This is a genomic window from Treponema vincentii (genome assembly GCF_010365865.1).
Classification (GTDB): Bacteria; Spirochaetota; Spirochaetia; order Treponematales; family Treponemataceae; genus Treponema.
The window spans coordinates 356,084-378,957 of sequence record NZ_CP048020.1 but is presented as its reverse complement, the minus strand read 5'-3'; the positions used below and the strand labels follow the sequence as shown (position 1 = coordinate 378,957).

Here is a 22,874-nt window from a genome sequence, read left to right as displayed (position 1 = left end):
GTAAAAGACATAAACTTATTCTAATGATATTAATACATCTGCTAACCTTTATCGCAGGGTTCCTGAACGGTGTATTTTTTATTATAGCCGGTACGGCGGTCAGCCATCACACCGGTACTATTACTCGTGCAGCGCTGACCCTTTCCCAAGGAGCTGTTGCAGAGGCCGCCGCATTTTTATTGCTTATTCTTTCTTTTTATATCGGCGCATGCATCTCCGGTATGCTTTTTCATAAAAGTGATTGTACATTCTCAAAACGCTACGGTATTCTATTATTGGTTTTCTCAACAGTGTTTTTCGCGATCGCCGTTATAAGACCGCCATTGCAAATCGTGCTTATCATAACTTGCGTAATACTTGGTATACAAAACGGTATGTTCATTCCTTATGACGGAATTTTAATACGAACTTCGCATTTTAGCGGCTATTTAACGGATGCGGGACTCGCGATGGGAAAGGTCATGCGTGGAAAACGACAAGAACTACGGCGCGGTGTACATTATCTGTCCGGTATCGTATGTTTTGCCGCCGGGGCAGCCGCTTCCGCATTTATCCCTTCCGCTTTGTTTTTTTATATTATTGCAATTTTCTATTTCTTTACTGCGATATTTTATTTTGCTTTTATTCGTGCGGTTTAATACCTGCCGTTTTTCGGCAACGCTCTGCGTCGGGGTTGTTGCTTCTAATGATATGATATTCTTACATGAAGATATTCCGTCTTAATACGGCAACTGCATCGGAAATATCCGATACAGTTGCCATGCATGACGTTAAATACCTACACCGCTTCGGATTTATAAATTTCCGGCTTATAGAGTTTAATTATTTTTGTAAACAAAATATGCAGCAGCAAAGCACAGCCGAACGGTACAACTAAGTATGCAATCAGCAATGCACCAATCCGCACAGCGGGAGATCCGCTTAATAGCTCGTATGCCTTAATCGGACTGACAAGCCCTGCAATACCAAAACCGGCACTCACCTTATCGCCCATAATACCTAGGAAACGCCCTGCGATCCCTGATGCAGCGGCCGTTAATACAACCGGCAATGCCATAATAGGGTAACGCACAAGGTTTGGAATCATCAGCTTCATACCGCCGAGGGCAATAGCTGCGGTAATTCCAGCCTTATTTACACGCCACGATCCTACAATAAGTACGGCAGTACAAGCAGCAACACCCAAGTTTGCAGCCCCGGATGCTAACCCTGCAAGTCCAATCGCAATACCGATTGCCACCGTCGAAATAGGTGAGATAATGACAATAGAGAAAGATGCGGCAATAAGAATACACATCAGTACCGGCTGCAGCACGGTAAACGAGTTAATACCGCGGCCGATTGCAGCGCTTACTTCTGCTACATACGGCAAGATAAAGAGCCCCAATGCTCCCAGCCCGCCTGCGACAATAATCGGCTGCACAATAATCGTAAGCGAGCCGAGCTTGTTACCCAACCACAGCGTAACAAGGGCTGCCAGTGCAACAATAATCATCACATTGATTAAGTCGCCGATACCGACAAGTTTAACAATACCGTCTACATGGCGTACTGCTCCAGACGCGATAAAACCGGCAAGACCGATCATAGAAGCCTTAATCGGCACAAAACCGAGCTGTATACCGACAATAAAGCCGATCACCGCAGATACCAAATATTGCACATCCGCAACAGACTGGTACAGCATACCGAATATGGCACCGTATGGCGCCAGCGCCTTAAATATCTGTCCTAAAACAGCGTTAGCAATAAGGGCAACAACAATTCCTGCAGCCATGCCATTTAAAAGCGTATTAATAAAAAATTTAACCGTAATTTTCTTTGTTTGTTCAGCCATAATGTTCTCGATCTTATATCCTTATACTATCAAATACGGGAGTACCCCAAAATGATACTCCCATTGCCCTTTTATAACCCGAATAATTTCTCTTTGCCGTGTACAAAGGTGGTAATAAGATCACAATACGGTGTAGGGATATGCAGTTCTTTACCTTTACGGGAAATATAACCATTTAAGAAATCAATTTCAGTTAAACGGTGATTTTTGATCAGATCCTGGTGCATCGAAGGATAGTGCTTTGCCCCGACAAAGTCCGGCTGCGTAAACCCGTAAACGTAGTCAGTTACGGAGTCGATATCCAATGTAACCCCTTGTGTTTTTGCTATTGCGGCAAATTCGGAGATAATACAGCGCATCATATCTTTACAACCTACGATACCGCCAAGCTCCAGCATATTGCATTCCATAATTGTGCAGGTACTGTTCATTGCTCCATTGAGTGCAGCCTTCCGCCAAATAGACCATAAAATATTGTCGGAATAAACGGCAGGCATTGTTGCTTTATTGAGCGCTTCTACAATGGCCTCCGCACCGGCTTTGCCTTCCGGTACAATATTCTGAATTTCTGTTTTTCCATGGCTTGACAACACTGCACTGCCCGGCCCCTTCATACCGGCAGTTACTACGGTAACACCCATAAAAATATTTTTAGGCGCGATAAACTTTTTCAGTGTTTCAGTATGCCCGAGGCCATTCAAAAAGACAGAGGATTTTTGTATCATCCCTCAGAACATGTTTAATACTACTCAGCATATGTTCCAACTGCATCGATTTTGTAAACACGATAACAAAATCGGCAGTGCCCTTAAACTCTTCCGGCTTATAAACATCGATCTTTGTCGATAGTTCCGCAGTACCGTCTTGCAAGTGCAAACCGTTTTTCCTAATTGCATCGATATTATCCTGCCAACCGTCCAGCAGTGTTACATCATTACCGCTTTTTTGCAGCATAAAACCGAAACTGCAGCCCATAGCACCTGAGCCGGCAATAACAACCTTCATAAAAACTCCTCTATTAGGATAGACCGGTATAATAGATAGTATATTATCTATAAAAATAGGATTATAAAACCCGTATAGAACACCGCTATCCTAATGGCCGGTATTTTATCGCTTTTCATATACAATGTCTATAAATCATACGCCGGTATCACGGAACTCACAGTGTTAGGCAAAAATCGAGCTCCCTGATAATGTTTATAAATTATTGCAGGTTTTCAGCTTATTTTCTTCCGTTTAAGACATATCGGTAACCCCAACAATCGATTTTCACAAGAGGGTGAAAATCGATTGCCGGAGGCGTTCATCCTGCGGGGATAATTTCAGCGGCTAATATGCCATCCCTTCTACCGCTAAAGAATCCATCCACAGCATCTTAACCACCGTAATGGTAAGCGAGCCGTTTTCGGTTTGGGTATCCTTGCGTACATAGACGGTAATACCGTCAGCATTAAAGGTGTCGTAGTCATCGAGCGAATCAGGCGAACCGGCAAACACGGCCGGTTGAGGTACGACGCCGCCTCACGTGCGGCATCCGCCTAAGTAGGTATACACGCTGGTTTCATTGTGTTTTGCAAGAAAAGCTCTTGCTTTTTCATCAACAGTAACTGTCATAGTTCCTCCTTTTTCTTCAATACATTAAAACATTAAAGAAATTTCTCAATTATAGGATTTATTCCTAGTTTCTGAAAGTAATATAAAAAAAATTTTACTTTTCGTCAAATCTATTAAAAAAATTTTGCGTAGCAGGAAGATCATTTACCTGATGGAAAAAAGAAGCTGGATGTGATATATTTGTTATAGTTGTAAATAGCTTATAAGGAGTTTTTTATGTCGTATGCAGTTGTTGCGGAGAAATTAAAGACTGTTCCGGAATACTATATGCAAGAGGTTTCAGAATTTATAGATTTCTTGTTGTTCAAGAGTAAAAAAACTTCTAAAAACGGCCTTGATGAAGCAATTTCAGAAGTTGAACGGGGTGAAGTAGAAATTTTCAAATCCTTTGATGATTTTAAGGCGGCAATGGTGTGAAAAGTGAACTTCATATTTCAAAATCTTTTCGCAAAGACTACAAAAAGTTATCAAAATCAGAAATTGAAGATACGGACTATGTAATAAAGAAACTTTTGAATAATGAAATTCTTGAGTCAAAATATCATGACCATGGCTTACATGGAAATTATGAGGGATATAGAGAATGTCATATACATCCTGATTTGCTTTTAGTTTATAAAAAATCTGTTAATGATGAATTATTAATCCTTACCGTCTACAGGATTAGCTCCCACACAAATATATTTGATATAAGTAAAAGTAAAAAGAATTAAAGCCTAATATCCGCTTCAACCCGATAGTATTGCTTACAATGAGTTTTTAACGAGTTGCCTTTCCGTATACGGCGGCGGCTTCTTTTGCGTGTCGGAATTTTTCCCAATCCGGTGTATGCAATATAAAGAAGTCATTGGTAGCAATGGGCTTGCTTGTATCGATGAGTTTCACTTTTTGCTTGGCAGTTAAAACGTGCAGCACTGCTTCGTCAAGCCGCTTTGCAAACGCGGTGTCGGTGCGGGCTTTTTCGGCAATGGCTTCAATCAACGGATAGATTTTCGACAGCGAACACATAACCATATCGCAACCGGCAGCGATTGCACGCACGGCATTTTCTTCAGGCGATGCGCCGTTCCGGTTTAATGCCTGCATCGCAATGTCATCGGTGATGATAAGACCGGAAAATCCCAATGCATTACGGAGCAGGGCAATTCCCTTTGCGGAAAAGCAGAACGGCACTGCTTCAATTGCCGGCACCGTAATATGAGAAATGAGCACCGCTGCCGCACCGTCCGTAATTGAAGGCCGGAATACTGAGCAATAGCGGCTGAGGAAGGTGTCATAGTCAACGGTTAATTCGGCAGCGCCTTTGTGCAAATCTGCGGTGCCGTTGCCGGGAAAGTGCTTGACCGTCGCAAGAATACCGGCTCCCTGCATACCGCGCACTGCGGCGGCGGCGTATTGTCCCGCTTGTTCGGGATCCGGGCTAAATGTCCGCGTACCGAGCGCCGCTGAAACGTCTTCCGATCCTGCTTCCGCAACCGGTGCCAGATTAAGATGGAGACCAAGCTCCCGCATCTGCTGTCCCAACAATCGATAGAGCTCCTCCGTTTCCTCGACAGAAAAACGCTTGGCGATTTCCTCTGCAGCGGGCAGCGGGGCGGTAATGCGGCGGGTTCGGTATACGGTACCGCCTTCATTATCCAGCGCGAAAAGCGGCGGGATAAAAATATGACCTGAACGGCGCGCCGCTTCCTGAAAACCTTGTACGGCCGATTCCAAAAAATCTGTGACCGCTTGGGGCGTGTCTGCGATATTATACCCGAACAAAAGCACGGCACCCGGAGCGGTTCCTTTAAACGAGGCGATGCTTTTTGCATCCGCCGTTTTGCTCCCTGCAATATTAACCATCAGTACTTGCGCCGCTTTTTCTTCAAGCGAAAGCTGAGAAACAACGGCACGTAGGGCTTCCTCATTTTGAGATGATGCCGTATGTTCGGGAGCTGCTGTTGATACGGCAAGATTGCGTGACAGTACGGCTCTCTTGCCGGTATATTCGGGAGAGCTGCCGTTCTGCGCTGATGTTGGCGCTGTTTGTGTTGAGAGAGAAGCCGCTTGTAGCAAGGCGGCAAAAGGTTGCGCAAATAAAGCGGGAATGGTAAAAAAGAAAACAGCTGCAGCCGTCATACAACAGCTGCAGCATATTTGTTTTAGCGATAACATAGAGAAGTAATACCGGCGGAGCGGCTATGAGCGTATTTCTGCGAGTGAGTCGCCTTCTGCTACCTGCGCACCGGCTGCAGCCACAAAGTGAATAACTCCCGCCTTATGCGCATTAATTTCCAACTCCATCTTCATCGATTCAAGCATCATGACCGTCTGCCCTTCGCTCACCTGTGCACCTTCCGCAACAGTGTAGCGCAAAAGGGTACCGGTTACCGGAGCGAGCAGCTTTGTACCACTGTCGCTTGCTGCTAATGAAGATGCCGCAACGGGTTTAGAAGCAGTCGGAGCCGCGGACGTTGCCGGTTTTGATGCCGGTACTGCTTGCGCTGCGGCAGGGGTTGCCGATGTGGTCGATGCCGAAACTGCGGCAGCCGTTCTTTGCGTAGATGCGGAGGAGGCGTTCTCTTTTACACTTACTGCGTATGCAGTACCGTTTACGGTGAATGTTCCGTTAGATGAAGAAACCTCATAATCGGTTCCGTTTACCGTTACCGTATACGAGCCGCTGCTTGCACTGCCTGCTACTTTTTTCTCCGCCGCCGGCGCCGTAAACACAACGGGGCCTTTACTGCGCTCTTTAAAGAATTTGGGGGCAACCTTGGGGAACATCGCGTAAGTCAAAACATCTTCGATGGAATTGCCCGCCCCGTTTTCTTTTGCTTCGGCTTTTATTTTATCCAGCTCATTAGGAATGAGGTCGGCAGGACGCGCTGTTACAGGGGCTTCAACTTTTGCTTCTGCCAAAGCGATTTTTACCAGTTCTTCGTTGCACGGAGCGGGAGTTTTACCATACCGGCCGATAAGCAGGTCGCGGGTCTCTGCGGTCAGTTTTTTATACCGTCCGAACAAGACATTGAATACCGACTGAGTGCCGACAATCTGGCTAGTCGGAGTAACAAGCGGAATATAGCCGCAGTCCTTTTGAACAATCGGGATTTCTTTTAATACCGCATCCATTTTGTCGGAGGCTTTAAGGTCGCGCAGCTGATTTTCAAGGTTGGAAAGCATACCGCCCGGCACCTGCGACACGAGGATACGGGTATCCGCGCCGAGGAAGCTCGATTCAAACTGAGCATAATGCTTGCGCACTTCGCGGAAATAGGCTGCAATTTCAAGGAGCAGGTTGATATCCAAACCGGTATCCCATTCGGTGCCGCGGAAAATTTCTACCATAGTTTCTGTCGGGCTGTGCGAGGTTCCCATCGCCATCGATGAAATCGCAGTGTCCAAGATATCAGCTCCCGCTTCGGCCGCTTTGAGCAGTGTCGCTACGGAGAGCCCTGTTGTTGCATGGGTATGAATATTGATCGGGATACTCGTCTTCTTTTTAATCGCCGTTACTAAATCGAATGCTTCCATCGGCTTTAAAAGCCCTGCCATATCTTTAATACAGATGGAATCGGCACCGAATTCCGTATACGTTTTTGCCAGTTCCGCATAGTTTTCGATAGTATGATACGGAGTTGTCGCAAAGGAGATAGCCATTTGAACATGCTTGCCGGTTTTCTTTGCTGCATCAGCTGCACGTTTAAGATTGCGCGGGTCATTAAGCGCATCAAAAATACGGAACACACCAACGCCGTTATCGGCGGCAGCTTTCACAAACGCATCGACGACATCATCGGCATAGTGCCGGTAACCCAATAAGTTTTGTCCGCGCAGCAACATCATAATAGGAGTATTTGGCAGCGCCTTATGCAAAGAGCGCAGCCGCTCCCACGGATCTTCATTTAAAAAACGAATACATGAATCGAACGTCGCTCCGCCCCATGCTTCCAGGCTCCAATACCCGACGCTGTCCAGCTTGTTGCAAATAGGCAGCATATCTGCGGTTGTCATGCGCGTTGCGTGTAAAGACTGATGCGCGTCTCTTAATACCAGATCGGAAATCCGAACTTTATGTGCCATATATTATTACTCCTATGCGGTTCATACAATGAACATCAGGGCACAATGATATTGCTTATTGGTGCTTTTTGCAAGGTATACACCTTTTGTAAATATGCGATGCACTTTTTACAAAAGGCTAACGGAAAGACTGGTTTTAAAAATCATAGTCTCATTATTCTGCAGTTGGTTTCTAAAGCTTTTAGAGGTTCTCATAAGTTGTGTTAGGAAGGGTAAAGACGAGAATCGCGCCGACTAATCAACGCCCTCGATGCGGCATGTGAGATAACCCACTGCACGAATCAGAACAAAGACTAATCGGCGGATTGGTACGTTTTAAATTCAGTTATTTTCTGATATAATTATTAACATCGTACGGCTTACCTGCGTTATAATCGTGCAAGACTGCCGCAACCGTGCCACTCAGTAGCAATAAGCTGATAAGGTTCGGGATAACCATAATACCGTTAAAGAAGTCTACCAACTCCCATACTAAATCGATTTTCAGCAAGCTGCCTAAAAAGATAAATGCTACAACCAACAGTTGATACGGTACTAAGCCCTTTGAACCGAACAGGTATCGGATATTGGTTTCACCAAAATAATACCAACCGATAATCGTAGAGAATGCAAAAAAGAACAAACAGATTGCAATGAAAAGATAACCGAAGGTGTGTCCGAAAAGGTGTTGCGAAAACGCCTCCTGAACCAGCTGAATACCTTTCATCACCGGCTGTCCGCCTTCAAACCTGATGATATCGGCACTTAAAACCGTAAAGACGGTAATATTCAAAACGACAAAGGTATCGATAAATACGGCAACAATTCCCAATACACCCTGCTCGACAGGATTATCGACGGTTGCAACTGCATGGGCATGAGGTGTAGATCCCATACCGGCTTCGTTGGAAAAAAGACCGCGAGCAATACCATAACGAGCAGCACGCCCTATACCGAAGCCTAAAGCACCTCCCCAAACGGATCGCGGATTAAACGCCCCTCTAAAAATCATAGAGAACATAGCTGGAATGTTATGCGCATTCATAAGAATAACGATGATACCGACAGCAATATAGATAATTGCCATCAATGGAACAACTTTTTCAGTAACGGATGCAATACGCTTCACGCCGCCCATAAAAATAACGCCGGCAACAACGGCAAGGGCAACCCCTGTTATCCATGTCGGCACGGAGAATGCATTTAAAAACGCATCGGAGATTGAGTTCGCTTGAACCATATTACCCATAAATCCAAGCGCGAGAATAATCGCAACGGAAAAGAATGCTGCAAGGAATTTTGAAAAGCCCGTATTTCCCAAACCGCGGGAAATATAATACGCAGGGCCGCCGACGGTCTGTCCCGAATTATCCTTTGTTTTGTAGACTTGTGCGATACAGGCTTCGGCAAAGTTCGTCGCCATACCCGCTAATGCGGCGAGCCACATCCAAAAAATTGCGCCCGAGCCGCCCATAATCAAAGCCGTCATTGCACCGACTAAGTTACCGGTTCCTACCTGCGCTGCAATCGCGGTTGCAACGGCTTGGAAAGAACTCATACCGTGCTTCCCCGCTTTTTCTCCTTTTAATGAGAAATTGCTGAACAGTCTGCGCCATCCGGCACCGAATTTTGAAAATTGCACACCCTTTAATCGGAGCGTGAAAAATAAACCTGTTCCGCAAAGCAGAGGGATAAGAAAATACGGTCCCCATACAAAGCTGTTTATGCCTGCGACTAGGTTAGTAAGATTTTGTAAAAACGCTTCCATAATTAAATAGAACCTCCAATTAATAATCTTGATATATGGTATCATACATTATCGGCACTCGCAAGTATATAATTATTTTTTTATCTATTTATAAATATTTTTAATAAAGATAGAAAACAAATAATAAATAAAAAGGATCTATTAAGAAGTAGAAGAGCTTGAATAATTGATTGGAGCGATAATTTATTCTCTAAACATAACCATACCGGATCCTTTGCACTCTCTGCGGATTTACCGGTTAATTAAAATAAAACCGCGCAGTACACAAAAAAACGCAGGGAAGCATCGAGTGAGACCCAACCATGCCTCTCCCCGCTCCCCTGCGTAAACCCGTTGTGGTTATATTATCTACCGCATATTTTCCAGAAGTTTAACGATAAATTTCCACATCCGTTCGACTGATGAGATACTCAGGTGTTCATTCGGGGTATGCACATCGTACAAATTCGGGCCTAAACTGACGGCATCGATATCGGGGATGGTCTTTTTGATAAGTCCGCATTCAAGGCCTGCGTGAACAGCAGAAACAACCGGTTCCTTGCCGGTGAGTTCTTTGTATGTTTTTACGGCAACGTCCCGGGCACGAGACTGCGGCGAATACTCCCATGCAGGATACTCCGACACCTTACTGAATATGCCTCCGGTACGCTCTGCGCATAGCTTCAGTACCTGCACAATTTCATCCAGTTCACTTTTTACCGAACTACGTACCGAAATCGTAAAGGTTAGGGTTTCTCCGCTCAGGGCGAGAATGCCGTTGTTCAAGCTGGTTTGTACCAATCCGGGGATGTCCATACTCATGTATTGCACGCCGTCCGGCACTATCGTCATAAAATCTATGATACCGCTGCTAACTGTTCCATTATACATCATCTTAGGCAGTGCTGTTGCCGGTTCTGCAGCGATGCGGATATCCTTATCGGCGGCACGGTATTCCGCTTTAATCGCTGTCGCTAACTGCCCAATTGCAGCCTGTGCACGGGCGGCATCTTCAACAGCGATAATTGCCAGCGCTTCTTTTGCAATGGCATTATGCTTCGAACCACCCGAAATCGATACGATATGCACAGCCTGCTCCACTTTTACTGCCGACAGGACCCGTCCCAGCAGTTTGATGGCGTTTGCACGCTGCTTAATAATCTCCATACCGGAATGCCCGCCGAGTAGTCCGTCGATTTTAATTGCAAGCGCCTGCCCTTTCAGTGGTTCCGTTTCAATCTTAAAATCGACATGGGTATTGGCGCCGCCCGCGCAGCTAACCAAAAATACGCCTTCTTCTTCGGAATCGACATTGAAAAGGATTCTCCCCTGTAAATGATCTGCTTTTAAGGCTCTCGCTCCGTCCATCCCAACTTCTTCGGTTGTAGTAATCAAGACCTCAAGCGGCGGATGGGCAAGCGACTTGGAATCAAGAATAGCCAGTGCATACGCGACCGCAATACCATCATCTCCGCCAAGCGTTGTTCGGTCGGCGTGGAGAGTGTCTCCTTCTACGATCAGCTTGATCGGGTCTTTAAGGAAATTGTGATTTGAATCCGCTGTTTTTTCGCAGACCATATCCATGTGTCCCTGCAATATAACCGTAGGGGATTTTTCGTAGCCGGCCGTCCCGGGCTTTTTGATAATGACGTTGAGCGCCTCATCCTGATACACTTCAAGCGAACGTTCTTTTGCAAAGCGTACTAAAAAATCGCTGATGGCTTTTTCATTGTGTGAACCGCGCGGCACAGCCGAAATTTCGGCAAACCAACGGAATACTTCTTTGGGTTGAATGTGTTCTATATTCATGCTTGTTCCTCCTGAACAGAAATAGTAGTTCTCTCTAAACCATAGTCGAAATATCGCTTAGAGCTCCTTTTCAGTGTATCACACTTTTACAAGTTTGGCAGTGCAAGATATTTTTTATGAACATGCTCAAATGTCATTGGCAAAAATTTAGGGTATTTCTTATTGTCATATCGCATATTAGGTGATACTATCAAAGCCTCTATATTGTTATTATAGGCAAAGAGGAAATGTTATGAGTACGATGCCGACAGTAAGAACACGGGAAGAAATTCTGTTTGATATCATGCAGACAACTTCCCGATTATATAGTATTCGGGATAAAGATATTTTACTGGAAAGGATATTAACTGAGGCACGGCAAGCCTTGAATGCCGATGCAGGCTCCATTTACTTGGTCGAAGGGAATCGTCTGGTTATCCATTATGCGCAAAATGCAACGCTGCAAAAGCGATTAAATCCTGGAGAAAAACTTCCTTTCCATATTTTTTCATTCCCGATCGATGTTACGACTATTGCCGGATCGGCTGCGATGACTAAACAGCTGATCAATGAACCTGATGTTTATGCCATTTCTCCTGATAAGTATTATAAATTCGGTACTGTCAGTGATGTGGCAACAGGTTACAAAACAGTATCGACGCTGACGATTCCGCTCATTGCCATCTCTGGTGACGTATTGGGTGTTTTACAGATGATTAATGCGCTTGACATACATGGCAAAGTCCGTGCATTTACTTCCGATGACGAAATGTTCCTCTCTCATTTTGCAGCAAACGCTGCAGCAACGCTTATGCATGCTTCGTTAACCCGCGAGATGATCCTGCGTATGGTGCAAATGGCAGAGTTGCACGATCCGCGGGAGACAGGGCTTCATGTGCATCGCGTCGCAAACTACGCAGTAGAAATTTATGATCGTTGGGCATTTAACCATAATATCCACCGGCATGAACGCGAAAAATTTCGCGATGCGCTAAAGATTGCTGCAATGCTGCACGATGTCGGAAAAATCGGTATTTCCGACACAATTCTAAAAAAACCCGGCAAACTCACGCCCGAAGAATACCGGATTATGCAGAGCCATACATGGCGCGGTTCAAAGCTATTTTTGTCGGGTAATTCGACAGTGGATACTATGTCGCGGGATATTGCATTACGGCACCATGAAAATTGGGATGGAACCGGGTATCCCGGCCATATCTCAGAGGAAACAGGCGCAATAGAAAAATACAACCGTATGCATACCGCAGCGCAAGGGCTTATCGGTGAGGAAATTCCCCTTGGTGCACGTATTACCTCGCTCGCAGATGTTTACGATGCACTTTCCTGTAAACGAGTATATAAAGAAAAATGGACTGAAGATAAAGTTTTGGGAGAGATACGAAGGTTACGCGGTATAAAATTCGATCCTGAAGTCACTGATGCATTTTTTGAAGTTGCCCCCAGGATTAAAGAAATCAAGGATCGGTTTTCAGAAGACGCTGCGTTTCCCGATCTAGCGCTTGAGCGAATTCCATAACTTCTTTTTTCCCGAACGCCTTCGTCCGCTCGGGAGCAAGACCGTTTATCGACAATTCATACATAAAATTCCGGATAGACAACCGTTCATCAATGTTTTCGGCAGTATACACGACACCTCGATCATTAATCACTTTGATATGGGCTTCGACAAGCTGTTTTGCAAGGGGAATATCACGGGTAATAACCATGTCACCTTGTGCCGCATAAGTAATGATATACATATCTGCAGCTTGATCCTCAGCTTTGGTTACGATAGTAGTGCAATAAGAATTTCTAGGGATTGGAATTGATCTATTAGCAACAAAGATCGCTTGAACGTGTAATCGCTGCGCCGTCCTGCAAATAATCTCGCGGATTCGTACCGGACAGGAATCCGCATCGACAAAAAGAGTCATACGTGTCCATCATTTGACGGAGTAAGCGAATAAATAATCGAATCGATATCTTCGATCATCTTTTTTGCCGATTGCTCGATTAAGACCTCTGTTTCATGCTGCGGAATCAGCGCCTGCGGATTAAGCCGCTCTTTGCTCAGTTCATCCGACAACAAGATACCGGCGATAATCGCAACGCGCAATGAATCATTAACGCCGGACGTTTGTTGAACCTCCGAGACGACTTTTTTATAATGCTTATAGATTGACTGTAAATATTCAGCGGGTTGATCAGCCTCAAGCGCAAACGACGTACCTAATAGGTCGATTTGCAGCCGCCCTTTGCGTTCGGCCATCGTTAAAAAATATCCAGTTGATTGGAATGATTTATAGGTTCCTGTGGAGCTTGCTGCGGCACCGTCTCGGCAACAGCAGTCGGCGATTGCGTTTCCGAAGCTTCTTCGTGTATGGGGTTGGGCTGTTCAGATGCAACGGCTCCAGTGGGATTTAATGCTGTCGGCTGCATTTCCGGCACTTCATTCGCGGCCGGAGCTGCTTCATGTACGGCAGAAGCAGCTGTCGAATTTGCCGCTTGGTATACAGTATCTTCAAATGCACTCAGGTGATTGAGTGCATTGATGATACCTTCCTCGATCTTTGCTTGGTCATTTCTAAAAACAAGAACTATATTCTCCAGCTCCTCAATTCGCTGTTGGCGATCGTGCAATTCAAGCTTTAATAAATCGTTCTCATCTTTGAGGGTCTGCATCAGCTCAATCGCTTTAGAAACCCTCGCTTCAAGCTGTTTAATTTGATCGAGGTTTACCATACTTTAAACTCCTAATGCTTTTTTTGACTGTTCGACAACGCTTTTAAAAGCGGCCGGATCTTCGATAGCCATATTGGATAAGGCCTTGCGGTTCAAAGCAATCCCCGCTTTGGCCATTCCGTTGATAAAGCGTGAATAGCTCATTCCTTCTGCACGAACAGCAGCATTTATTCTGCTGATCCACAAGCGGCGCATGTCACCTTTGCGGTCGCGGCGTGCTTCAAAGCTATGGGTAAGTGCTTTTACAACGGCATCTTTTGCCGCTTTATAGTTCGTACCTCTGCGTCCGCGGAATCCTTTTGCTAACTTTAAAATCTTCTTGCGTCTATGAATGCGTTTATTTGAACATAACGATCTCGGCATTGTATTCTCCTAAATAATCAAAACTTAATTAGTACCGTAAGGAAGCAGTTGTTTTCTTACCTTTTTGCTGTCGACTTCGGCTAAAATTCCGCCTTTGCGCAAATCACGTTTGCGTTGTGGAGATTTTTTTGTTAAAATATGGCGCAAATTCATTTGCTTATACTTTACTTTACCGCCGCCGGTAAACTTAAAACGTTTTGCTGCGGCACTCTTACTCTTCATCTTAGGCATGATACACCTCGTAAATTATTTCTTCGATTTGGGCGCCAATGTCATCGACATGGAACGCCCCTCCATTGCCGGAGGTTTTTCTACCGTTAAATCTCCGCCGAGTTTTGCCAGTACGTTATTTAATACGTCCAGCCCCAGCTCGGTATGGGCTAACTCCCGCCCCCGAAAGCGGATTGTTACTTTTACTTTATCGCCGTCATCAAGAAAATCTTGTATATGCCGTGCTTTAAAAGATAGATCATGGTCATTTATCTTAGGCTGCATACGAATTTCTTTAAGAACTTGCAGCTTCTGTTTTTTCTTGGAATCACGGAGCTTTTTTTCCAATTCAAAACGATACTTTCCATAATCTAAAATCTTGCAAACGGGAGGATCCGCTTGCGGAGCCACTTCAACGAGATCAAGATTAACGTCTTGAGCCATCCTAAGAGCTTCAAGGGTGGAAACAATACCCTTCTGCTCCCCTGCATCATCAATTAAACGAACCTCGCGGACACGGATTTGTTCATTAATCCGCAAACCTTTATTCTCCGCCAACTATTCTCCTCCAGCACACTTTTCTCAATGCACATAAAATAAAGCTATAGGCCGTAAGTATATCTAATTTTCTTTAGATATGTCAAGGCATCCTGCAAAAAACAACAGGGAGCCTGCGGTGATAAGCACGCTACCAAGAGTGGTTTTTACCGTAATTTTTTCATGCAAGATAACACATAGCAAAATCAATGTAAGCACAATAACGGCAAAAAAATTAAAGTGCTTGCTTTTTTTTAAGAAGTATGATATATTAAGAATCATTATTAAGATTAAGGAGATATTTATGGACGAAAGAATTAACATGCCGCTCTTGGGCGATGCATTTCCCACTTTGCAAGTTCAAACCACACAAGGCCCGATGACATTACCGGCCGATCTGAAAGGTTCATGGTTTATCGTATTCAGCCATCCCGCAGATTTCACCCCTGTATGCACAACTGAGTTTGTCGGTTTTCAGGAATTGATGCCCGAGTTTGAAAAACTTGGTGTAAAACTGGTCGGCCTTTCCGTCGATCAGGTATTTAGCCACATGAAGTGGATTGAATGGATGAAAGACAAGCTCAATGTGCAGATTACCTTCCCTGTTATTGCTGCAAATGATGCAATTGCGAATTCACTCGGACTTTTGCATCCCGGCAAAGGAACGAACACCGTCCGTGCAGTATTTATCGTTGATCCCGAAGGAAAACTCCGATTAGTACTATATTATCCACAGGAAATCGGTAGGAACATGAAAGAAATCCTGCGGGCGGTAAAGGCTTTGCAGATTTCCGACAAAGAAGATGTCGCGCTGCCTGCTAACTGGCCTGAAAACAGTCTGATTAAAGACCATGCAATTGTTCCTCCACCTTCAAACGTAAAAGCTGCCGAAAAGCGGCTCAAAGAATATGAAGGCTTCGACTGGTGGTTCTGCCACAAAGCATTAAAGTAACTGATACTGTAAAACAACAAATCACGCACAGTTGCCCGTAACGGATAACCGTACAGCGCTAAAGACATTGAACGAGCCCTCTAAAAAACTCAAGTTTTTAGAGGGTTTTTAATTGCCATTCAACCACTGCCCCTATTCCCGCAGGCACGAAACCACAGATGTGCCGTATATTTTTAAGCCAACGTTTTTGAAAATAGACAACGCAGATGCGCCGTATATTTTCAAAAAGTAAGCATCATTGACAGATACAACCGTGCCGCCTGATAAACTTGAGGAAGTTTAATATGCTCGTTTTCGCGGTGGACAACGGCAAGGTCGCCCGGGGGCCGATAATCACGGGTATGAGCCCCTGCTTTACCAATACGCTGCCGTCGGTAGAACCTGCAAAGATATCCGGAATATACGGAAGACCGACGGCTTCCAATGCCGTTTTACATCGCCGCACCAACGGATCGCTTTCTGCTGTAGTCCACGAGGGGCGCCTATCGATAACGGTATACGACACTTGGGCGGTAGGAACTTCTTGGTGCAATGCGGCAATCAGTTCGTCCAACTGAGCCCATACTGCATCGATGGGATGCCCGACGGCGAGCCGAGCATCCACGGTAAAGACACAAGTGTCGGGAACTACCTGAGGTTCTACGCCCGCCTGTATTGCCAGCGTCCGCCAAAAAGACTCACCGTTCTCCGCGGAAGAATAACCCGTTAACTCCGTACGCTTAATCTTTTCTATTAAATTGATTGCCGTGTAAATCGCATTATCTCCAGCGCCGACTTGTGAACCGTGCGCAGTTTTACCCTTCACACAAACATCTGCCCATGTACGACCCTTTCCTTTTATACACAGCTTTAAATCGGTCGGTTCGCACACCACCAGCGAGCGGGCTCCGTCAAACAACGGAGAGTATAAAAGCCGTTTCGAACCTTTCATGTAGTTTTCTTCGTCGATTGTCGCGGCAAAGATAATATCGGTAGGGGGGACAATACCGTGCCGCTGCAAAACAGCCATTGCATAAAGCGCAGCAGTCAGTCCGCTTTTCATATCGCTGCTGCCGCGGCCGTACAAAACACCATCTCGTATTTCAGCACCGAACGGATCAAAGTTCCATCGCCTTCGCTCTTCGTCAGAAACCGGTACAACGTCCATGTGTCCGGTAAAGATGATGCTGTTTTCACGGGTTTTTCCACGCACCCGAGCGACAATATCACAGCGGTTTCCTTCAACCGGAATCCGCTCATATTCAATCTTATTCGCTTGTAAAAAATTTTCTATATATTGCACCATTGGCGCTTCGTTCCCCGGCGGATTGATGCTGGGAATTTTTACAGCGCCTGCAAAAAACGCACGGAGTTCATCATCATCGATATAATCAAAAGAGTTTTGCATCGGTAGTATCCTTCCCACTACCCATTACCTGCCGCAGCAGTGCTTGTATTTTTTGCCGGAGCCGCAGGGGCACGGATCGTTTCTGCCGACTTTAGGCGCAGTGCGTACCACTTGGACGTTTTCCGGCTTGCTGCTGGAACCCATCGGGGAGCTGCTCTGATGGAAGGAGCCCATGGAGCTGTGGTGCGCGGAGCCCTGTGGGATGCGGCGGTTGGGGGTGCGCGAAGAGGGTTCTTCGGTGCTGATCCGTACCAATACCAGTAAAGAGGCAATGGAAAAGCGGATTTCGTCGAGCATTGCGTAGAAGATGTCGAAACCTTCAAGCTTGTATTCCGTGAGCGGGTTTTTCTGACCGTAGGAGCGGAGATAGACGGCTTCGCGCAGGGCTTCCAGATTTTCCAAGTGATCGAGCCATTTACGATCTATTGCCTGTAAATACTGATAGCGGATAAACATATTGAGGTTTTCATTACCGACGAGCGCAATCTTTTCTTCGATATTCGCTTTGAGCGCAGCGTAGATTTTCTGCTGCAGTGCGCTTGTATCACCAGCTTGAGCCAGCTTCGTATCCTCATCACTGAAGATGTAGCCGAATTTTGCCTTGAGGTTTGCTTGCAGCTCTTTTAGCTCTTCCGCTTTTTCCTTGCGGGAACCGTGCTTGAACTGCTCAAAGGCGTCATCGAGGTATTCTTCTATCGTGGTGTAAACACGCTCAACGAGGTGCTCGTCTTGCAAAATCTTATCACGCTGTTCATAGATAAAGCCGCGCTGCTCGTTCAGCACGTCATCGTATTCAAGGAGGTGCTTACGGATATCGAAGTTGCGCTCTTCAACCTTGGTCTGGGCCTTTTCAATACTCTTGTTAAGCCACGGATGCTCAATCGGCTCACCAGGTTCCATACCGACCTTTGTCATTACCCGCTTGAGACTTTCGCCGCCGAACAGTCGCATCAAATCGTCATCGAGGGAAAGGAAGAATTTTGAACGCCCCGGATCGCCCTGCCGCCCCGAACGACCGCGCAGCTGATTGTCGATACGGCGGCTTTCATGCCGTTCGGTACCGATAACATACAAACCGCCAAGCGATTTAACTTCCTTGTAGTCTTCCTGCCACTTCTTGTATTCTTCTTCGTATATTTTTTGATACACTTCCGGCTCGGCTTCGGTGCCTGCCCGCTTGCGTGCCCTAAATTCGGGACTACCGCCGAGCTTGATGTCGGTACCGCGCCCTGCCATGTTGGTTGCGATCGTAACAGAACCTTTTGCGCCCGCTTCCGCGATGATGAGCGCTTCCCGTGCGTGGTTTTTGGCGTTCAATACCTCGTGCCGGACACCTTTCCGGGTGAGCAGCGCCGAAAGTTTTTCCGATTTTTCAATGGACACCGTACCGACCAGTACCGGCTGTCCGCGTTTATGCGCTTCGGCAATTTCGTTACAGAGCGCATCCCATTTTTCCGCTTCGTTCAGGTAGACCACGTCGTGTTCGTCCTTGCGGATAACGGGCAAGTTGGTCGGGATAACCACAACATCGAGCGAATAAATCTTGTTGAATTCAACCGCTTCGGTGTCTGCCGTACCGGTCATACCGGACAGCTTGTCGTACATACGGAAGAAGTTCTGAAAAGTGATAGTCGCCATCGTACGGTTGCGCTGAGCAATACGGATATGCTCTTTCGCTTCGATAGCCTGATGCAAGCCGTCCGAATAGCGGCGTCCTTCAAGAATACGCCCCGTGAACTCATCAACAATCTGCACCTGCCCTTCTTTTACAACATAATCAACATCGATGTGATAGAGGATGTGGGCGCGTACTGCCTGCGTAAAGTAGTGGATATATTCAAAGTTCTCTTCTTCAAAGAGACTGCCGTTGATCAAGCCCTGTTTTTGCAGAATGTCCTGAATGTGCAGCATACCGGCGTCGGTAAAGGACACGCGGCGGCTTTTTTCGTCAAGCGTGTAGTCGCCGATAATCTCTTCCCCTTCCAGCTCATTGGGATACTCGCCGGTTTCGGGATTTTTCTTAACCTCTTCAAGCTGATCGACGAACTTATCGACATCGAAATACCGCTTGGTGTCATCCTCGGCAGCGCCGGAGATGATGAGTGGGGTACGCGCCTCGTCGATGAGGATGGAGTCTATTTCGTCCACAACCGCGAAGGAAAAGCCGCGCTGCACTTTTTCTTCTATTGTAAGTTGCATATTGTCGCGCAGATAGTCAAAACCGAATTCGTTATTGGTACCGTAGGTAATGTCCGCATTGTAAGCAGCTTTCCGCGCGGCGTTGTCCATGTTTGAGAGGATTGCGCCGACACTAACTCCGAGGTATGCGTAGACGGGACGCATCCAATCGGCATCGCGCTCTGCGAGGTAGTCGTTGACGGTTACAATGTGTACACCCTTCCCGGAAAGGCTGTTGAGGTATGAAGCGGCGATGCTCATCAAGGTTTTACCTTCACCGGTCTTCATTTCGACGATGCGTCCCGAATGAAGAACCAGCGAACCTAAGAGCTGCACGTCGTACATACGCTCATGTAAAATACGCCGCGCCGCCTCCCGTGCAAGCGCAAAAGCTTCGGGGATAAAGGCATCAAGGGATTCGCCTTTTGCAAACCGCTCCTTAAACTCGGCGGTCTTTTGCTTAAAATCTTCGGGAGCAAGAGCAAGCGCCCATGCTTCTTTTTCATTTATTTGATGAAGAACGGGAAGGAGAGCTTTAATATCCCGTTCATGCTGTGAACCGAAAACGGCTTTAATTATTTTATCTGCAATCATTATATCAATGTACTGCGATTTGAGCTAAATGTCAATTTTCGGAGAAAAAGAGATAATGCGAGGGCTTGTAAAAAGCCGTTTTTTTTTTTATACTCACTAAGATGTAGGCTGTTTAAAGAGCATAGCTGATATGCCGATCTAAGCAGCATAATCTTTTGATCCGTTAGCTCAGGTGGATAGAGCGGTTGCCTCCTAAGCAGCAGGTCGCACGTTCGAATCGTGTACGGGTCATACTTTAATAGGAGGTTGGTATGATTGCGCTTATTATCGGGGCAGCCATGATTCTCTTTACAGTCTTTGCAGCGCTTCCGCCGGAGACAGCCGGTTTTGGGCTTGGCTGGGGAAAGGATATTCTACTCTTTTTGCGCGGCGGTCTACCGATTTTTACAGCCTTTGTCGGACTAATTGCTGTATTCATCGGAATTGCGGATATCAAAGACAAACAGGACGCAAAAAAAGAAGAGGCTGCAATGAACGCAGGGGAAAATAAAACCGAATAAACTTCTACCGGTTGACTGTATAACTACTTTTTTGATATAGTGTTTTACCCACATTATCTGCAATAAAAACATATAAGGTACACGGAAAATGAAAACAATTTTTTATAAAGAGCGCGAAATACCACGGAGCTGGTATGTTATCGACGCTGCAGGAAAGCCACTCGGACGGGTTGCAGCAAAAGTTGCTGCAATGGCTCGAGGGAAACACAAGGCTCTCTACGCACCTCATCAGGAATCGGGCGATTATATTATCGTTATCAATGCCGATAAAGTTGCTGTTACGGGGAATAAAGACAAGGATAAGATGTATCACCACCACACAGGGTTTCCCGGAGGACTCAAGTCCGTCAATTTCAATACCCTTATCGGCAAAAAACCGACCGAACCGTTGTATATCGCGGTAAAAGGTATGTTACCCAAAGGATCACTCGGACGTAAACTGCTTAAAAATGTAAAAATTTATGCAGGTAGCGAACATCCGCATGCGGCACAAAATCCTGTTGCGGTAGCGTTATAATTTTAGGAGAAATGGTTGTGAAAAATATCGGAATAGGAACAGGACGAAGAAAGACCTCGGTAGCACGGGTTTATATCCGCGAAGGAAAAGGTTCGGTAACCGTCAACAATAAGAATATGGACGACTACTTTGCCACTCCCGAGCAGGTTCAAATGGCAAAACGGCCTTTGTTTGTTACCGGCAGCGATACCCGCTATGATATCATCATTACCGTATATGGCGGCGGTTTAAACGGACAGGCAGGCGCTTGTTCACACGGTATTGCCCGTGCGCTTGCACAGGTAGATGCCTCTAACCACAGCTCACTTAAAGCGAATGGCTTATTAACTCGCGATTCCAGAATGGTTGAACGTAAAAAGTATGGCCAACGCGGTGCTCGCCGACGCTTCCAGTTCAGCAAGCGTTAATCCTACCCTTATTGCGGTGGAGCATACATCCTCGGATACCGTCAAACTGGTACTCTCCGGGGATGTTTCTATCGTAAGCCGGTTTTGTTACTTTGATGAACCGCTTGCGATAGATGATCTCCCGCTCATCCTTACAGAATCCCAAACAGAACATCTCTATCAAGCAGGTCGGCGTTTCTTAGCTGAAAAACAAGCTGCCGCCTATCTTAACCGTGCCGAACATTCCTCTTATCAACTGACAGTCAAATTGCAAAAAAAAGGCTATATAAAAAACGAATATCAGCCTGCGTTGGATTATTTACGTGACGAAGGTACGCTTGACGACTCCCGCTTTGCCGGTGCATATTTACATACGAGGAGCCTTTCAAAAAAAGAGGGGTGTGCGCGTCTCTTTTCCGAACTGCGTAAACGTGGAGTAGCCGCAGACACGGCAAAGCAAGCGCTCAATGATTTTTTTACAGAGATTGACGAAGCAGAAGTATGCGAAGGAGCAGCACGAAGCCTTATCCGTAAGGGCTATACCGAGCAAAAGCTCTACAGCGCCCTCCAACGGAAAGGGTTCCCATTCTCTATGATCAAACGATGTCTTACACGCCTTTCCTCCGCCGCATCATAAAACTAAAGGGGACGCTATGAAATTTTCAAAATATTCTTTTCGGTTTATCATTATTGCCTGTCTTTGTGTGCAAAGCGTCTTTCTGTTTGCGCTTGACGTTCCGCCCCTGAACGGTCCGGTCAACGATTACGCACATATATTCACAGCAAGCGAAACACAGGAATTAAATGCATATTTATATAGTATTGATCGCCAAAGCGATTTACAGATAGCGGTATTGACCATTCCTTCGTTGGAAGGCGAAAGTCTTGAAGATTATTCCATCCGTGTCGCGGAAAAATGGCAGATTGGGCAAAAAGGCAAGGACAGCGGCGTTATCTTAATAATTGCAGTCCAAGACCGTAAGCTGCGTATCGAAGTGGGATACGGCCTCGAAGATCGCATCACCGATGCACAAAGCAGCAGGATTATCCGTTCGATCATCGCACCTTACTTTAAACAGCAGGAATACGGAAAAGGCGTCTTGTTAGGGGTTAAAAACCTCGCTGGACTTGCACTTCAAGACGAAAGCCTCATTAGTGAGACTGTAAAAGAAGCCGGCCGGCAGAATGACGATTCTATTCCGCTGCCACTCGTCATTTTTCTGATTATTATCTTTCTGTTCGGTTCCCGTTTTATGCCCGGCGGTTTATTCTGGCCGTTGCTGTTCCTTTCGTCAGGACGAAGAGGCGGTTATTCGGGACGCGGCGGAGGGTTCGGTAGTGGGGGCTTTGGCGGCGGTTTCAGCGGAGGAGGGGGCTACTTTGGCGGCGGCGGTTCTTCCGGCTCGTGGTAACATTGCCGTTATTGCACGTTACCGCACCGGGGCATTAAGTCAACCCCGTGGATAGAATGA

26 protein-coding genes, 1 tRNA gene and 1 pseudogene are annotated in these 22,874 nt (G+C 46.1%); 11 read left to right on the top strand and 17 right to left on the bottom strand.

The annotated features are described in order from the left end of the window. Window positions 1-23: 23 nt before the first annotated feature. On the top strand, window positions 24-638 hold the full coding sequence (locus GWP43_RS01725; protein WP_162662218.1) for a YoaK family protein: 615 nt from the start codon (window positions 24-26) through the stop codon (window positions 636-638). A gap of 140 nt (window positions 639-778) precedes the next feature. Here GWP43_RS01725 and GWP43_RS01720 read toward each other — a convergent pair whose 3' ends face one another. The 4 genes from GWP43_RS01720 to GWP43_RS15160 all read right to left on the bottom strand — a co-directional run bounded on the left by GWP43_RS01720 (window position 779) and on the right by GWP43_RS15160 (window position 3,454). Next, entirely contained in the window at window positions 779-1,837 is a 1,059-nt protein-coding gene (locus tag GWP43_RS01720) for a PTS sugar transporter subunit IIC (protein ID WP_162662217.1), read from the bottom strand. Between the two features lie 71 nt (window positions 1,838-1,908). Beyond that, window positions 1,909-2,562 carry a 2-dehydropantoate 2-reductase gene (locus GWP43_RS01715; protein ID WP_269138866.1) on the bottom strand — a complete coding sequence of 218 codons (654 nt, stop codon included), beginning with the start codon at window positions 2,560-2,562 and terminating at the stop codon, window positions 1,909-1,911. Further along, window positions 2,516-2,842 (bottom strand): 2-dehydropantoate 2-reductase N-terminal domain-containing protein, encoded by a 327-nt coding sequence (locus GWP43_RS15165; RefSeq protein ID WP_269138865.1) that lies wholly within the window; start codon window positions 2,840-2,842, stop codon window positions 2,516-2,518. The genes GWP43_RS01715 and GWP43_RS15165 overlap by 47 nt, the downstream gene beginning before the upstream one ends. A 327-nt stretch (window positions 2,843-3,169) precedes the next feature. Beyond that, complete coding sequence (locus GWP43_RS15160; RefSeq protein ID WP_269138864.1) at window positions 3,170-3,454, bottom strand: CC/Se motif family (seleno)protein; 285 nt, start codon at window positions 3,452-3,454, stop codon at window positions 3,170-3,172. Between the two features lie 216 nt (window positions 3,455-3,670). Here GWP43_RS15160 and GWP43_RS01710 point away from each other — a divergent pair, with 216 nt between their 5' ends. Together GWP43_RS01710 and GWP43_RS01705 are read left to right on the top strand one after the other, a co-directional pair. Beyond that, complete coding sequence (locus GWP43_RS01710; RefSeq protein ID WP_162662216.1) at window positions 3,671-3,871, top strand: DUF2281 domain-containing protein; 201 nt, start codon at window positions 3,671-3,673, stop codon at window positions 3,869-3,871. After that, window positions 3,868-4,167, top strand: a complete 300-nt coding sequence (locus tag GWP43_RS01705; protein ID WP_162662215.1) for a type II toxin-antitoxin system YafQ family toxin — start codon at window positions 3,868-3,870, stop codon at window positions 4,165-4,167. The genes GWP43_RS01710 and GWP43_RS01705 overlap by 4 nt, the downstream gene beginning before the upstream one ends. A 46-nt stretch (window positions 4,168-4,213) precedes the next feature. Here GWP43_RS01705 and GWP43_RS01700 read toward each other — a convergent pair whose 3' ends face one another. The 4 genes from GWP43_RS01700 to GWP43_RS01685 all read right to left on the bottom strand — a co-directional run bounded on the left by GWP43_RS01700 (window position 4,214) and on the right by GWP43_RS01685 (window position 11,057). Then, entirely contained in the window at window positions 4,214-5,575 is a 1,362-nt protein-coding gene (locus GWP43_RS01700; RefSeq protein WP_230977893.1) for a glycoside hydrolase family 3 N-terminal domain-containing protein, read from the bottom strand. A gap of 60 nt (window positions 5,576-5,635) precedes the next feature. Beyond that, the gene (gene oadA, locus GWP43_RS01695; RefSeq protein ID WP_162662213.1) at window positions 5,636-7,522 is read right to left on the bottom strand and encodes a sodium-extruding oxaloacetate decarboxylase subunit alpha; all 1,887 of its coding nucleotides are present in this window, start codon (window positions 7,520-7,522) and stop codon (window positions 5,636-5,638) included. Between the two features lie 325 nt (window positions 7,523-7,847). After that, complete coding sequence (locus tag GWP43_RS01690; protein ID WP_162662212.1) at window positions 7,848-9,269, bottom strand: alanine/glycine:cation symporter family protein; 1,422 nt, start codon at window positions 9,267-9,269, stop codon at window positions 7,848-7,850. Between the two features lie 348 nt (window positions 9,270-9,617). Beyond that, the gene (locus tag GWP43_RS01685; RefSeq protein WP_162662211.1) at window positions 9,618-11,057 is read right to left on the bottom strand and encodes an aminoacyl-histidine dipeptidase; all 1,440 of its coding nucleotides are present in this window, start codon (window positions 11,055-11,057) and stop codon (window positions 9,618-9,620) included. A gap of 232 nt (window positions 11,058-11,289) precedes the next feature. On the opposite strand from GWP43_RS01685, the gene GWP43_RS01680 reads away from it, so the two are divergent. Next, on the top strand, window positions 11,290-12,573 hold the full coding sequence (locus GWP43_RS01680) for a GAF and HD-GYP domain-containing protein (protein ID WP_162662210.1): 1,284 nt from the start codon (window positions 11,290-11,292) through the stop codon (window positions 12,571-12,573). Here GWP43_RS01680 and GWP43_RS01675 read toward each other — a convergent pair. Genes GWP43_RS01675 through infC form a run of 6 tightly spaced genes read right to left on the bottom strand, consistent with a single transcriptional unit; the run spans window position 12,512 to window position 14,909 of the window. Further along, entirely contained in the window at window positions 12,512-12,970 is a 459-nt protein-coding gene (locus GWP43_RS01675; RefSeq protein WP_162662208.1) for a YaiI/YqxD family protein, read from the bottom strand. The two genes, GWP43_RS01680 and GWP43_RS01675, sit on opposite strands and share 62 nt — an antisense overlap. After that, window positions 12,967-13,305: a cell division protein ZapA gene (locus GWP43_RS01670; RefSeq protein WP_162662206.1), complete on the bottom strand. Its 339-nt coding sequence runs from the start codon at window positions 13,303-13,305 to the stop codon at window positions 12,967-12,969. The genes GWP43_RS01675 and GWP43_RS01670 overlap by 4 nt, the downstream gene beginning before the upstream one ends. 2 nt (window positions 13,306-13,307) lie before the next feature. Then, window positions 13,308-13,778 (bottom strand): cell division protein ZapB, encoded by a 471-nt coding sequence (locus tag GWP43_RS01665; protein WP_162662204.1) that lies wholly within the window; start codon window positions 13,776-13,778, stop codon window positions 13,308-13,310. 3 nt (window positions 13,779-13,781) lie between these two features. Next, a complete protein-coding gene (gene rplT / locus GWP43_RS01660; protein ID WP_162662202.1) occupies window positions 13,782-14,141 on the bottom strand; it encodes a 50S ribosomal protein L20 in 360 nt (119 codons plus the stop codon). Between the two features lie 24 nt (window positions 14,142-14,165). Then, window positions 14,166-14,372, bottom strand: a complete 207-nt coding sequence (gene rpmI / locus GWP43_RS01655; RefSeq protein WP_162662200.1) for a 50S ribosomal protein L35 — start codon at window positions 14,370-14,372, stop codon at window positions 14,166-14,168. A 15-nt stretch (window positions 14,373-14,387) separates the two neighbouring features. Further along, on the bottom strand, window positions 14,388-14,909 hold the full coding sequence (infC, locus tag GWP43_RS01650; protein ID WP_162662199.1) for a translation initiation factor IF-3: 522 nt from the start codon (window positions 14,907-14,909) through the stop codon (window positions 14,388-14,390). Between the two features lie 283 nt (window positions 14,910-15,192). Here infC and GWP43_RS01645 point away from each other — a divergent pair, with 283 nt between their 5' ends. Further along, entirely contained in the window at window positions 15,193-15,840 is a 648-nt protein-coding gene (locus GWP43_RS01645; protein WP_162662197.1) for a peroxiredoxin, read from the top strand. Between the two features lie 235 nt (window positions 15,841-16,075). Here GWP43_RS01645 and GWP43_RS01640 read toward each other — a convergent pair whose 3' ends face one another. The 3 genes and pseudogenes from GWP43_RS01640 to secA all read right to left on the bottom strand — a co-directional run. Continuing rightward, the gene (locus tag GWP43_RS01640) at window positions 16,076-17,227 is read right to left on the bottom strand and encodes a M20 family metallopeptidase (protein WP_230977886.1); all 1,152 of its coding nucleotides are present in this window, start codon (window positions 17,225-17,227) and stop codon (window positions 16,076-16,078) included. A gap of 24 nt (window positions 17,228-17,251) precedes the next feature. Further along, entirely contained in the window at window positions 17,252-17,371 is a 120-nt protein-coding gene (locus GWP43_RS15670) for an SEC-C metal-binding domain-containing protein (RefSeq protein WP_371922135.1), read from the bottom strand. A 75-nt stretch (window positions 17,372-17,446) separates the two neighbouring features. Further along, window positions 17,447-19,996: pseudogene (secA, locus tag GWP43_RS01635) on the bottom strand (preprotein translocase subunit SecA); the annotation flags it as partial. Window positions 19,997-20,156: 160 nt separating this feature from the next. Between secA and GWP43_RS01630 the strand changes: the two are divergent. The 6 genes from GWP43_RS01630 to GWP43_RS15155 all read left to right on the top strand — a co-directional run bounded on the left by GWP43_RS01630 (window position 20,157) and on the right by GWP43_RS15155 (window position 22,814). After that, window positions 20,157-20,230: transfer RNA gene (locus GWP43_RS01630), tRNA-Arg, on the top strand. Between the two features lie 20 nt (window positions 20,231-20,250). Then, window positions 20,251-20,499, top strand: coding sequence for a hypothetical protein (locus GWP43_RS01625; protein ID WP_162662195.1), 249 nt, complete (start codon window positions 20,251-20,253; stop codon window positions 20,497-20,499). 88 nt (window positions 20,500-20,587) lie between these two features. Further along, window positions 20,588-21,016 (top strand): 50S ribosomal protein L13, encoded by a 429-nt coding sequence (rplM, locus tag GWP43_RS01620; RefSeq protein ID WP_162662194.1) that lies wholly within the window; start codon window positions 20,588-20,590, stop codon window positions 21,014-21,016. A gap of 17 nt (window positions 21,017-21,033) precedes the next feature. Beyond that, on the top strand, window positions 21,034-21,423 hold the full coding sequence (rpsI, locus tag GWP43_RS01615; RefSeq protein ID WP_044017141.1) for a 30S ribosomal protein S9: 390 nt from the start codon (window positions 21,034-21,036) through the stop codon (window positions 21,421-21,423). Next, on the top strand, window positions 21,377-22,039 hold the full coding sequence (locus tag GWP43_RS01610; RefSeq protein ID WP_162662192.1) for a regulatory protein RecX: 663 nt from the start codon (window positions 21,377-21,379) through the stop codon (window positions 22,037-22,039). Before rpsI ends, GWP43_RS01610 begins: the two co-directional genes overlap by 47 nt. Before the next feature lie 16 nt (window positions 22,040-22,055). Continuing rightward, window positions 22,056-22,814, top strand: a complete 759-nt coding sequence (locus GWP43_RS15155) for a TPM domain-containing protein (protein ID WP_162662190.1) — start codon at window positions 22,056-22,058, stop codon at window positions 22,812-22,814. The last annotated feature ends 60 nt before the right edge of the window (window positions 22,815-22,874 follow it).